Source organism: Streptomyces sp. NPDC047061 (genome assembly GCF_040643955.1).
In the GTDB taxonomy this organism is placed as follows: Bacteria; Actinomycetota; Actinomycetes; order Streptomycetales; family Streptomycetaceae; genus Streptomyces.
On sequence record NZ_JBEYVI010000047.1, the window covers coordinates 82,209 to 94,445 of the forward strand.

General features: G+C 73.5%; 10 protein-coding genes and 2 pseudogenes. 6 read left to right on the forward strand and 6 right to left on the reverse strand.

Features of this window, described 5'->3' with window-relative positions:
* Positions 1 to 282 precede the first annotated feature (282 nt).
* The 3 genes and pseudogenes from ABZ887_RS42890 to ABZ887_RS42900 all read right to left on the reverse strand — a co-directional run bounded on the left by ABZ887_RS42890 (position 283) and on the right by ABZ887_RS42900 (position 2,992).
* Positions 283 to 942, reverse strand: coding sequence for a response regulator transcription factor (locus tag ABZ887_RS42890; RefSeq protein ID WP_361302996.1), 660 nt, complete (start codon positions 940 to 942; stop codon positions 283 to 285).
* Positions 930 to 2,105, reverse strand: a pseudogene (locus ABZ887_RS42895) (histidine kinase). Before ABZ887_RS42895 ends, ABZ887_RS42890 begins: the two are co-directional and overlap by 13 nt.
* Positions 2,106 to 2,143: 38 nt before the next feature.
* The gene (locus tag ABZ887_RS42900) at positions 2,144 to 2,992 is read right to left on the reverse strand and encodes a helix-turn-helix transcriptional regulator (RefSeq protein ID WP_361302999.1); all 849 of its coding nucleotides are present in this window, start codon (positions 2,990 to 2,992) and stop codon (positions 2,144 to 2,146) included.
* A gap of 101 nt (positions 2,993 to 3,093) precedes the next feature.
* On the opposite strand from ABZ887_RS42900, the gene ABZ887_RS42905 reads away from it, so the two are divergent.
* Positions 3,094 to 3,801 carry an SDR family oxidoreductase gene (locus ABZ887_RS42905; RefSeq protein WP_361303002.1) on the forward strand — a complete coding sequence of 236 codons (708 nt, stop codon included), beginning with the start codon at positions 3,094 to 3,096 and terminating at the stop codon, positions 3,799 to 3,801.
* Positions 3,802 to 3,858: 57 nt separating this feature from the next.
* Here ABZ887_RS42905 and ABZ887_RS42910 read toward each other — a convergent pair whose 3' ends face one another.
* Positions 3,859 to 4,659, reverse strand: a complete 801-nt coding sequence (locus ABZ887_RS42910; protein ID WP_361303005.1) for a hypothetical protein — start codon at positions 4,657 to 4,659, stop codon at positions 3,859 to 3,861.
* A 453-nt stretch (positions 4,660 to 5,112) separates the two neighbouring features.
* Between ABZ887_RS42910 and ABZ887_RS42915 the strand changes: the two genes are divergently transcribed.
* From ABZ887_RS42915 to ABZ887_RS42930, 4 genes are all read left to right on the forward strand, one after another.
* On the forward strand, positions 5,113 to 6,051 hold the full coding sequence (locus ABZ887_RS42915; protein ID WP_361303008.1) for an SGNH/GDSL hydrolase family protein: 939 nt from the start codon (positions 5,113 to 5,115) through the stop codon (positions 6,049 to 6,051).
* Between the two features lie 173 nt (positions 6,052 to 6,224).
* Entirely contained in the window at positions 6,225 to 8,483 is a 2,259-nt protein-coding gene (locus ABZ887_RS42920; protein WP_361303011.1) for an MMPL family transporter, read from the forward strand.
* Positions 8,484 to 8,597: 114 nt separating this feature from the next.
* Positions 8,598 to 9,848, forward strand: coding sequence for a sensor histidine kinase (locus tag ABZ887_RS42925; protein WP_361303014.1), 1,251 nt, complete (start codon positions 8,598 to 8,600; stop codon positions 9,846 to 9,848).
* Positions 9,845 to 10,525 (forward strand): response regulator transcription factor, encoded by a 681-nt coding sequence (locus tag ABZ887_RS42930; RefSeq protein WP_361303016.1) that lies wholly within the window; start codon positions 9,845 to 9,847, stop codon positions 10,523 to 10,525. The genes ABZ887_RS42925 and ABZ887_RS42930 overlap by 4 nt, the downstream gene beginning before the upstream one ends.
* A 24-nt stretch (positions 10,526 to 10,549) precedes the next feature.
* Here ABZ887_RS42930 and ABZ887_RS42935 read toward each other — a convergent pair whose 3' ends face one another.
* Positions 10,550 to 11,392, reverse strand: a complete 843-nt coding sequence (locus tag ABZ887_RS42935) for a class I SAM-dependent methyltransferase (RefSeq protein WP_361303019.1) — start codon at positions 11,390 to 11,392, stop codon at positions 10,550 to 10,552.
* Between the two features lie 373 nt (positions 11,393 to 11,765).
* Between ABZ887_RS42935 and ABZ887_RS42940 the strand changes: the two genes are divergently transcribed.
* A complete protein-coding gene (locus tag ABZ887_RS42940) occupies positions 11,766 to 12,122 on the forward strand; it encodes a 5-carboxymethyl-2-hydroxymuconate delta isomerase (protein WP_361303022.1) in 357 nt (118 codons plus the stop codon).
* 8 nt (positions 12,123 to 12,130) lie between these two features.
* Here ABZ887_RS42940 and ABZ887_RS42945 read toward each other — a convergent pair.
* Positions 12,131 to 12,237: pseudogene (locus ABZ887_RS42945) on the reverse strand (esterase); the annotation flags it as partial.

Consider the following 12,237-nt stretch of genomic DNA (forward strand, 5'->3'; position numbering starts at 1 on the left):
CGCGCGAAGTGCCGGAGGAGGGATGCGAAGTGGGGGGTGCGAAGTGGAGAGTGCGAGATGGGGGGGTGCGAGGTGGGGGGATGCGTAGGTATCGGCAAGTGGGGGAGGACCGACGGGGGATACGCGTGGTGCGGATGCGCACACTGGGGCGTCAGTTGTGCAGAGTTTCTCAGGAGGCTCCGTGACGTGGTTGTGATCATCAGTCACGCGCTCAGGACATGTCAACACTTGACTTTGCTGCGGGAGTTGACCTATTTGAGCGGGCTCATCCGGCGGCGGGGCTCACGCCTGCGGTGCGTGGGCCAGGTAGGCGAGGACCGCGAGGACCCGGCGGTGGCCGCTGTCGCTGGGCGGCAGGTGGAGCTTGAGGAAGACGTTGCCGATGTGTTTGTGGACCGCGCGCTCGGTGACGACGAGGGTCCTGGCGATGGTGGCGTTGTCGTGGCCCTCGGCCATCAGCGACAGCACCTCGCGCTCGCGGGGCGTGAGGGAGTCGATCGGGGAGTCCTTGCGGCGGGTGAGGAGCTCGGTGACGACCTCGGGGTCCAGCGCGGTGCCGCCGCCGGCCACCCGCTCCAGCGCGTCGAGGAACTCGTCGACCCGGCCCACCCGGTCCTTGAGGAGATAACCGATGCCGCTGCTCCCACCGCTCAGCAGCTCACCGGCGTAGGTCTCCTCGACGTACTGCGAGAGCACCAGCACCAGCACCGGCAGCCCGGGCAGCTTCTCGCGGGCCTCCAGTGCCGCCCGCAGTCCCTCGTCGCGGAATCCCGGGGGCATCCGCACGTCGAGCACGGCCACGTCCGGGCGGTGTTCCAGGAGCGCGGGCATGATCTCCGGCCCGCTCCCGGCGACGGCCACGACCTCGTGCCCGGCCGAGGTCAGCAGCAGGACCAGTCCCTCCCGCAGGAGGGCGTTGTCCTCGGCGATCACCACACGCACGGCAACTCCACTTCGATCACGGTCGGCCCCCCGGCCGGGCTGGACACTTCCATGGTTCCGTCGAGCGCGGCGACCCGCCGCCGCATGCCGAGCAGCCCCGAGCCGCCGCCCTCGGACCCGGATGCCTGCGGGAGCACCCCGGCACCGCCGCGGCCCTCGTCCCGGACCCGCACGCGCAGACCGCGCCGGGCCCGCACCAGCTGGACCTCGGCACGGGACACCCCGCTGTACTTGGCGACGTTCGTCAGCGACTCCGCCACCGCGAAGTAGGCGGCCGCCTCCACCGCCGCGGGCGCCCGCACCCCCTGCTCCAGACCGCCGTCGTCCACGGCCACCTCAAGGCCGCTGCCCGCCGCCAGCGCCCGCACGGCGCCCGCCAGGCCCCGGTCGCTCAGGATCGGCGGATGGATGCCGCGCACCACCTGCCGCAGCTCGGTGAGCGCCTTCTCGGCCTGTTCCTGGGCCTCGTCGAGGAGCCGGAGGCCGGTCTCGGGATCGCCGCCGTAGGCGCGCCTGGCGAGCCCGATCCGCAGCGACAGCGCCACCAGCCGGGCCTGTGCCCCGTCGTGCAGGTCCCGTTCGATCCGCCGCAGCTCGGCCTCGTGCGCGGTGATCGCGTCGGCGCGGGTCGCGGCGAGTTCCTCGACCCGGGCCGTGAGCTGTGCCTGCGAGGACGGCTTGAGCAGTGCCGTCGACCAGTCCGCCTCCAGGTCCGCGAGCCGCACGATCAGCGGCAGGACGACCGCCTCGCGGCGCAGCAGCCCGCACCACAGGCCGTCGACGACCTGTGCCACCGGCCACAGCGGCAGGGCGAGGCCGAGCAGCGCGCCGTAGAACCAGTGGGCGGCCATCCAGCGCGCGTCGGTGCGGGTACCGGGATCCCGCACGGCCGTGACCACCCGCTCGCGCACGGTCCCGGTCAGGGGCCGGTACGCCTCGGGGATCCGCACCCCGGTCTACGCGGCGGTCAGGCCCCGCTTGGCTCCCGCGATCCGCCGGACCAGCAGCACCGTCTCGGGCAGCAGCCAGACGCCGACGACCACCAGCGTGCCGATCGCGGTGATCAGCAGGACGGTGATGAAGATCCAGGTTCCGAACGCCATCGCGGCGGCCAGGAGGAGGTGGACCGTGGCCTCCGCGGCACGCCGCACCGATTTCCACATGAAAGGAAGCTAAGGGTTTTGCTTGAGTCACGCAAGTTTCATGATCGTCTCTCCGTCAGGCTCTGGGTGCCGAGCACCGAGAGCAGCTCCAGCTTCTCGGCGGCCTCCGTGCCCGGCTCGGCCGAGTACACGAGGATGCGCAGGTCGTGCTCCTCGACCCGGAGGTGGTCGCAGTCCAGCGTCAGGGAGCCCACCTGCGGATGCTCGACCGTCTTGCGGGACGCCTCCAGCCGCCCGACGCCCCCCGCGTCCCACAGCTCGGCGAACCGCCCGCTCTGCGCACGCAACTCGGCGATCATCCGCCGCAGTTGGCGGTCGGCCGGATAGCGGGCGGCCGTCGAGCGCAACTCGGCGACCATGCCGGCCTCGAAGGCACGCCGCTCCTCGGGGGTGTGCCGCACCCGGGTCGGCCGCGCGAGGAAGTTGCGCCACACGCCGTTGCGCTCGAAGCCGCGCAGCCCGGACGGATCGCCCATCAGCGCCCCGTACATCGGGTTGGTCACCAGCAGGGTCATGGCCGCGTCGGACACCGCGACGGGCGTGCCGGCCAGCCGGTCGAGGAGCCGCTGGACACTGGGCGTGAGGTAGGCGGGCACCATGTCGGGACCCGGCGGCACCAGCCCCGCCAGCCCGAACAGATACGTCCGCTCGTCCGCGGACAGCCGCAGCGCCCGTGCCAGCGCCTCGACGACCTGCACGGACGGATTGGTCGCCCGGCCCTGTTCGAGGCGCGTGACGTAGTCGACCGAGACCCCGGCCAGCAGCGCCAGCTCCTCGCGCCGCAGCCCCGCCGCGCGCCGATGGCCGCCGGCCGGCAGCCCGGCCGCGTCCGGCGCCACCCGGTCGCGCCAGCGCCGCAGTGCCTGTCCGAGTTCCGTCGCCGTCATACCCCCAGTCAACACGGCCGACCGCGGAGGTGCCTGGTACCCGCAGTCCCAGGAAGGAGGGTCTTCTGGTTGCCCCCGCGACCGGGGCGCAGGGTGGAGGCATGACGACAACACTGATCACCGGAGCCAACAAGGGCATCGGCCACGAAACCGCCCGCCGGCTCGTCGCCGCAGGCCACACCGTGTACATCGGAGCCCGGAACGCCGAACGCGGCCGCCGGGCCGCCGAGGAACTGGGCGCCAGGTTCGTCCTCCTCGACGTCACCGACGACACCTCCGTCGAGGCCGCGGCCAAGACGATCGAGACCGACGGCGGGCTCGACGTCCTGATCAACAACGCCGGGATCGAGAGCAGGACCGCGGACAACGGCGTCCCCACGGCAGAGACCGTCACCGCGGACCAGATGCGCACCACCTTCGAGACGAACGTCTTCGGCGTCGTTCGCGTCCTGCACGCCTTCCGGCCCCTGCTGGAGCGCTCGGCGGCACCGGTCGTGGTCAACGTCAGCAGCGGCCTGGCCTCGCTGACGGCCCTCTCCGACCCGGACCACTTCGCGCACTTCTACCCGGGCATCGCGTACCCGGCCTCCAAGACCGCGGTCAACATGCTCACCGTGCAGTTCGCGAAGGCGTTCCCGGCCATGCGGATCAACTCCGTCGAGCCCGGCTTCACCAAGACGGACCTGAACGGCAACACGGGCACGCAGACCGTGGAGCAGGGCGCCGAGATCATCGTGCGGATGGCGCAGATCGGCCCGGACGGACCGACCGGCGGCTTCTTCGACGTGAACGGCCGCCTGCCCTGGTGACTCACGGCATGGCCGCCGGCCGGGCCGCCGCGTTCCGCGCACGCGGCGGCCTGGGGGTCAGCCGAGGCAGATGACCAGCAGGCAGAGCTGCGACGGCGAGGTCGCGGTGGCGGTGGCGGTCGGTGCGGGGCTCGCCGACGATGCCGATGTGCCGGTGGTGGCCGTGGTGGTGGCACTCGCGGTGGGCGCGGCCGTCGCCGACGCCGCCGTCGCGGCCACCGTGTCCGCGGACGCCGTCGCGGCGGACTGCGGCTGGCCGGCGGAGGCCGCCGCGGGCTGCGGCGACGCTGCGGAGTCCTGACCGGACGTCGGTGCGGCATGGCGCGCGCCGGTGGTCCGCGCCCGCTGGGTGTTCGCGGTCGTCGCACCGGTGGCGGTGGTGGCGTCCGGGGCCCGGTGCCGGCCGGTCGGCACCGCCGCCGTCCGGGTGGTGTCGGTGGCCTGTTCGTCCGCGAGTCCCATGGTCCTGTTGTCCGGGGCCGTGGCCGCCTGGGCCCGGTCGGTGCCCTGCCGGTCCAGCGAGGCGACGGTCAGTCCGCCGCCGACCAGGGCGACCGCGGTGGCCACCACGGCCCGCCGCTGGTTCTTCTTCCAGCGGGCCCGCTGACGGCGCCGGGCCGCCCGGCCCAGCGGCGCAGACGGGACGGGGCCCGGGCCGTCGTACGGGTCCTCGGCGGTCTCTTCGGCGTACGTGTCCGGGTCGTAGAACCACGTGGTGTCGGCCGGGGTCCGCCGGACCGCCGCACCGGTCGTCGCCGGGGCCACGGTCACGCGCGGGGCGACCGGCGCGTAGGCGCCGCAGCCGGGGCATGCCAAGGCGCCGTTGAGGTGCCGACGGCACGAGGAGCAGTAGTCCATCCGTGTCTTCCTGACTCGACTGCGCCGACGGCGTCCACCGCCATGGCCTGAACTCGTTCGCACGTGGGATCGAACGGCCAGAACGGTAGCGAGCCTTTGGCCGGGCGGTGTGCAGCCTGTGTGTCGCTTCTGCGCAGATGCCGTCCGGGGCGGCGCACAACCCGGTTCGAACGGGGCCCGGCCCGCGGCTCGGCCGCCGGCGTCGACCGCCTCCGTCTTCACCCGGGTCCGGGGCAGGCGCTGCTGAAACCGCGGTAGGCGCTGCTGAATCCGCGGTACGCCGGCAGGGCCGCGCGTACTGCGCGATGAGACCGCCGATCTCCCGCAGCGGTACGACGACGGGACGGGCGGCGCCCGGAGAGCCTGAAGCGGTGTCGGAGACCGGCGCCGCGCCGCCCACCGCGGCCCGGCTTCGCGCCGGTCGGATCCCCAGCGGGAGAACAGGACGATCGGATGAGGACTCGTACCGGGTTCGGGCTCGCGGCGGTCGCCTCGTGCGTCGCGCTCGCCACCGCCGTGACCGTCGGCAGAGGCGGTGGTGGCGGTACCGCCCCGCCCTCCACACCGCCGAAGGGGCCGTACGTCGCGCTCGGCGACTCCTACACGGCCGCCCCCGGCATCCCCGGCCGGCACGGGCGCCCCGCCGGCTGCCAGCGCTCCGACCGCAACTACCCCACCTTGGTCGCCGCCCGGCTCGCGCTGCCGGCCGCCGGGTTCCGGGACGTCAGCTGCAGCGGGGCCGTGATGGCCGACCTCACCCGGCCGCAGTCGACGGACGACGGCGTCAACCCCGCGCAACTGTCGGCCGTGACCCGGTCCACGCGGCTGGTCACCCTCGGCATCGGCGGGAACGACATCGGCTTCGGCCCGCTGATCACGACCTGCGTCAAGAGCGGCGTGGCCTACCGGCTGGAGCAGCGGATCGTGGGCGGCACGGCCGACGGCGCGCCGTGCCGCGACCGGTACACGGCGGACGGCACCGACGAGGTCGAGGGCAGGATCAGGACGGCGGGCGCCCGGCTCTCCGCCGTGCTCGACGACGTCGGGCGCCGGGCGCCCGCGGCCCGGGTCTACGTGGTCGGCTACCCCGCGATCCTGCCCGCCGCCGGAACCGACTGCACCGCGCTCGGACTGGCCCCCGGCGACGTGACCTACCTCCGCACCGAGGAGCGCCGCCTCAACACCGTGCTGCGCGAACGGGCGCAGGCCGCCGGGGCCGGATACGTCGACACCTACACGCCTTCCACGGGCCGGGACGCCTGCGCGGACCCCGGCGTGCGCTGGATCGAACCCCTGGTCCCGAAAGCCCCGGCCGCCCCCGTGCACCCCAACGAGCGCGGTGAGCGGGGCATGGCCGACGCCGTGCTCCGCGCGCCCGGGGTGACGGACTGACGGCCCGCCCGTCGTACCGGGGCATGATCCGGCGCCCCGCGCGCCTACTGCGGATTCAGTAGTCCGTCCTGCGGATTCAGTAGCCGGCAGTGCCAGTAGCCGCACGACGACGCGGGGGCCCTCGCCGGGACAGCCTGGGTGACCAAGCGAGATCGGATGCGGAGTTCTCTGACGTGGCTACTTTTCTCTATCGACTGGGCCGGCTGGCCTTCCGGCGGCGCGGATACGTCGCCCTGTTGTGGTTGGCCGTCCTGGCCGCCGTAGGACTGGGCGCGCTGCAGGCGCCGGGCGCCGCCGACGAGGAGTTCTCGACGCCGGGCATCGAGTCCCAGAAGGCGTTCGACCTGATGCAGGAGCGGTTCCCGGGAGCCGCCGCCGACGGCGCCACCGCGCGGGTCGTCTTCGTCGCCCCGGACGGGCAGCGGGTCACCGCCACCGGTCACCGGAAGGCGATCGAGGAGACGGTGACCGCCCTGGGCGACGGCGCCCAGGTGGCCGGCGTCACCGACCCGTTCAAGGCGGACGCGGTCAGCAAGGACGGTACGACGGCGTACGCGACCGTCACCTACAAGGTCAAGTCGTCCCAGCTCACCGACGCCGCCCGCACGGCGCTGGACGATGCCGTCGACCAGGCGCGCGACACGGGCCTCACCGTCGAGACCGGCGGCTCCGCCATGGACAGCGGCGCCGGACCCGGCGGCGTCGCCGAGATCATCGGCATCGCGGTCGCGGCCGTCGTCCTGCTGGCCACCTTCGGTTCGCTCGCGGCCGCCGGACTGCCGCTGCTGACCGCGATCCTCGGCGTCGGCATCAGCATGTTCACCGTCACCCTGCTGTCCGACGCCCTGGGCCTGTCCAGCAGCACCGGCACCCTGGCGATGATGCTGGGCCTCGCCGTCGGCATCGACTACGCCCTGTTCGTCGTCTCCCGCTACCGGGAGGAGCGCGCGGGCGGCCGGGCCGCCGAGGAGGCGGCCGGGCTCGCGGTCGGCACGGCGGGCTCGGCGGTGGTCTTCGCCGGCCTGACCGTGGTCATCGCCCTGGCCGGCCTGTCCGTCGTCGGCATCCCGATGCTCACCAAGATGGGCCTGACCGCCGCGGGGGCGGTGGTCGTCGCCGTGGTCATCGCGCTGACGGTCGTACCGGCGCTGCTGGGGTTCTGGCCGAACGCCGTGCTGGCGGGTGCCGCGCGCCGGCGGGAAGGCGGCCGCCGCCGGTTCCCCTTCCGGTCCGGGAAGGCGACGTCCCAGGACGGCGACCGCGACAACCACGGCACCCGTTGGGCCCGTCTCGTGCTGCGCCGCCCGGTCCCCGTGCTGCTCCTGGCCGTCCTGGGCCTCGGCGCCCTCGCCGTCCCGATGACCCAGCTGCAGCTCGGCATGCCGGGGGACGAGGCCAAGTCCACGTCCACCACCGAGCGCCGCGCCTACGACGACCTCGCCGAGGGCTTCGGCCCCGGCTTCAACGGCCCGCTGACCATCGTCGTCGACGCCAGGGGAGCCGCCGACGCCAAGGCCGCGGTCAGCACGGTCAGCGATCGGATCGCCGGTACGAAGGGCGTCGTCTCGGTCACCCGGGCGCACTTCAACAAGGCGGGCGACACCGCGGTGTTCACCGCCACGCCCGCCACCAGCCCGACCGACGACCGGACCAAGACCCTCGTCCGCACGATCCGCGACGAGCGCCCGGCCGTCGAGTCGGCGGCCGGTGTTTCCTTCGAGGTCACCGGCACCACCGCGCTGAACATCGACGTCGCCGCGAAGGTGCAGTCGGCCCTGGTGCCCTACCTCGTCACCGTCGTCGGTCTCGCCGTCGTCCTGCTGCTGGTGGTCTTCCGGTCCCTGCTGGTCCCCCTCAAGGCGGCGCTCGGCTTCCTGCTCTCGGTCCTCGCGGCGCTGGGCGCGGTCGTCCTGGTCTTCCAGCAGGGCCATGCGGCCGGGCTGTTCGGGGTCGCGCAGACCGGGCCGATCATGAGTCTGATGCCGATCTTCCTGGTGGGCATCATCTTCGGCCTCGCCATGGACTACGAGGTCTTCCTCGTCTCCCGGATGCGGGAGTCCTACGTGCACGGCGCGCCGGCGAAGGAGGCGGTGGTCGCCGGGTTCCGGCACAGCGCCCGGGTCGTCGTGGCCGCCGCCCTCATCATGATCGCGGTCTTCGCCGGGTTCATCGGCGAGAGCGAGTCCATGATCAAGATGATCGGGTTCGGCATGGCCACCGCCGTCCTCCTCGACGCCTTCGTCGTCCGGATGGCGATCGTGCCCGCGGTCCTCGCCCTGCTGGGGGACCGGGCCTGGCGGCTGCCGAAGTGGCTGGACCGGCTGCTGCCCCGGGTGGACATCGAGGGCGAGACCCTCACCCGGAACGCGGCCCCCGTCACGGTCACCGACCCGGACCCGACCCCGGACGAGTCGGTCCAGGCCGGAGTCTGACCGGCCGGATCCGGTCCGGCGGGCCGCACGTGGCGAAGACCACGGGCGGCCCGCCGGTGCCGGGTCCCGCACGTCGTCCACCATGGACAGCAGGCCCTTCCCCCGGAGAGACAGATGACCACCAGCCTGGAGCGCTACACGGGACGCCGGCACACCGCCACCGACGTGGTCCTGGTCCTGGGACTGCTCGGCTGCGTGACGCTCGGTGCCTCGATCGCCATCCCCGGCATCAGCCAACCGCAGGAGGAATGGCCCGCCGTGGTACTGGCGGCGCTCTCCTGCCTCGCCCAGCTGAAGGCACGCACCTATCCGCGCACCGCCGCCGTCGTGGCCACGGTCTGCATGGTGATCACCGTCGGCCTGGGCTACCTGCTGACCCCCCTGCTGCTCGCCCCGCTGATGATCGCCCTGTACCGGCTGGCCGCCGGCACCGACCCGAGGACCACGCGCGTGTACGGCGCCGCGACCATGGCCGTGGTGGTGGCCACCGCGCTGTTCGACCAGCCGACCACCGACATGCTCCTGCTGCGCACCGTCGGCCCGGTGCTGTGGCTGATGCTGCCCCTGGTCGGCGGCAGCCGGGACCGGCTGCGCCGTGACTACCTGGACTCCGTGCAGGCCCGCGCCGCGTACGCCGAGCGCACCCGCGAGGAGGAGGCCCGGCTGCGGGTCGCCGAGGAACGCATGCGGATCGCCCGGGAGCTGCATGACGTCGTCGCCCACCACCTGGCCGTCGCCAACGCCCAGGCCGGCACCGCCCGCCACCTCGTACCCACCCGGCCCGACCAGGCGCTGACGCTGCTCGACGGGCTGACGGCCACCACGTCCTCCGCCCTGATCGAGCTCCGGGCCACCGTCGGGGTGCTGCGCCAGTCCGGTGACCCGGACGTCGAGTCCCTGGAGCCCGCCCCGGGCCTGGACCGGCTGCCCGAACTGGTCTCGACCTGCGCGGGCGCCGGCCTCGACGTCACCCTCAGCACCGAGGGCGAGCCGCGGCCCCTGTCACCGGGTGTGGACCTGACGGCGTACCGGATCATCCAGGAAGCCCTCACCAACGTGACCAAGCACGGTGCCGGCCAGGGCGCCGATGTCCGGCTCACCTACGCCGGGACCCGGCTGCTCATCTCGGTCACCAACGACGGCACCGCCGCCGCCACTGTGCCGGCCGACGGCGGCTACGGCCTGATGGGCATGCGCGAGCGCGCCCACTCCGTCGGCGGGGACCTGCGGGCCGGTCCCCGCCCGGGCGGCGGCTTCGAAGTCGCCACCGCCCTCCCGCTGCACTCCCTCGCACCGGAAGAACTCGCATCGGAAGAACTTGCACCGGAAGAGCTCGCGCCGGAAGAGCCGGAGGCCGCCGCGTGACCATCCGCGTCCTGCTCGCCGACGACCAGGCCCTCCTGCGCGGCACCTTCCGGCTGCTGATCGACTCCTGCCCGGACCTGGAGGTGGTCGCCGAGGCCGCCGACGGACAGGAGGCGGTGGACCTCGCCCGCACCCACCACCCCGACATCGTCCTGATGGACATCCGCATGCCCGGCACCGACGGCCTGGCCGCCACCGCCGCCATCTGCGCCGACCCCGGCCTGTCCGGCACCCGCGTCCTCGTCCTCACCATGTACGAGACCGACGAGTACGTCGCCCGGGCACTGCGCGTCGGCGCCAGCGGCTTCCTCGGCAAGTACGTCACCACGGACACCCTCCTCGACGGCATCCGCACCGTCGCCGCGGGCGAGGCGCTCCTGTCCCCGGGCGCCACCCGGGCGCTCATCACCCGCTTCCTCGCCGGCCCCGCCCCCGGCACCCTCCTGGCACCCCCGGAGCGCCTCGACGACCTCACCCCGCGCGAACGGGAGGTCACCGCGCTCGCCGCCCGCGGCAAGTCCAACGACGAGATCGCCGGGGAACTCGTCCTGAGCGTCCTGACCGTCCGCAGCCACATCCAGCGCGCCCTGACGAAACTCGGCGCCCGCGACCGCGCCCAACTCGTCGTCATCGCCTACCAGACCGGCCTCGTACGCCCGGAGTCCCGGCAGACCTGAGCCCTCCGAACGGAGCCGGGCCCGTCAGGATCGTGCCGCCGGGCCGACCGGTGCACCGGTCGGCCCGCCGCCCTTCCGGCCCCAGACGGTGAGCATGCCGGCCGACAGCGCGGCGCACTCCTCCGAGGCCAGGTACCGGACCGCCGCGTCGACGGCCGCGTCGTCGACCAGGCCGGTGGCGAGCATCGCCGCCCGGCTCCGCTCCCAGGTGTCGGCCCAGAAGCGGCTGAGGGGACCGCCCGGCTGCAGCGGCGGCACATGGATCTCGGCGGCGACCGAACCGAGCCCCGCGCCGCGCAGCAGCTGCGGATACGACGGCACCCAGGAGACATCGGTGCCGATCGTGGCCCGCAGCCCCTGCCACATCGCCCGCATCACCGACGTGTACGGCGTTTCGGGCGCCCGGTCGCTCGTCAGGTCGACCGCGTCGCTGAGCACGAGCACGCCGCCGGGCGCGACGAGTCCGGCCAGCGTGGAGACCAGGCGCTCGTGCTCGGGCAGGTGCATCAGCACGAAACGCGCGTGGACGAGCCGGAACCTGCCGCGGACGGCGTCCGGGGCGGTGATGTCGGCCTCCAGCACGTCCAGCCCGGGCCGCTCGGGCCGCTCGGTCAGGAAGCGCACGTCGCGGTCGACCGCGAGCACGCTGGTCACCCCGGCCTCGTCCAGCAGCCGACGGGAGACCGTGCCCGTACCGGCCCCCACGTCGAGGCAGCGCCACCCCGGGCCGGCCCCGAGAGCCCGCAGCCGCGCCATGGTGATGTCGTCGTAGGCAAGGGCGCCGAAGTCGATGCGCTCGCCCTCACCGGCCTGCTCGGGACGGAAGACGGCTTCGCCGTACCGGCCGCCGCCCGGCGAGGTGGTCACGCTGCCGCCGAAGTGACACCCGGGCCGCCGTCGAGCACGTGCAACGGGAACAGCGGGTCGTAGCAGAGGTTCATGGCCGGGCCTTCGCACATGTGGGGGAGAGGAGGGGACGGTGGTAACGGGCCGCCGCTCCTCCGATCCTCCGGCGGTGACCGTCCGCACGGTCGAGGCGCGCCGCGCGAACGGCCGATCGGCCCAAGGGCAGGGGGCACCGCGATCCGGTGCTCAGGACCCCACCGCGGGATCTCCGGCAGATCGAGGGCTGATACAACTATCTTCGCCGCACACCAGTCCTGCCGGGGGTGACGGCCACCGCGGAACGCGTTCGAGACGCGTTCGAGGAATCCGACCGGCCAAGAGGATCAGGGTCGCCATGCCGCACATCACCGTCGACTACTCCCCAGGCCTCGCCGACTCCTTCGACGTGCGGGTCCTCGCGGCGGAGCTGCAGCCGACGGTGGTGGAGGGGAGCGGTTCGGCGGGTACGTGCAAGACGCTGTTCCGGCAGGCGGCCGAGGCCGGCGTGGCCGACCGGTACGGCGACGGGACGGCCTTCGTGCATGTGGCGGTGGGGCTGTTGCCCGGACGGTCCGACGGGGTCAAGGCCCGGCTGTCCGAGGACGTGCTGGCCCTGCTGGAGAAACACCTGGGGGTGGGTACGACCCGGGCCGTGGTCTGCTCCGTGGAGGTGCGTGACCTGGCCGGGTCGTACCGTCTCCGGACCTTCTGAGCCGGCCGTCAGCCGGTGTGCAGGGCCGCGTGCAGGGTGCGCACGGCCAGGGTGATGGCGGCTTGGGCGGCGTGGGTTTCGCGCAGGGCGTTGAGCATGACGAAGTCGTGGATGA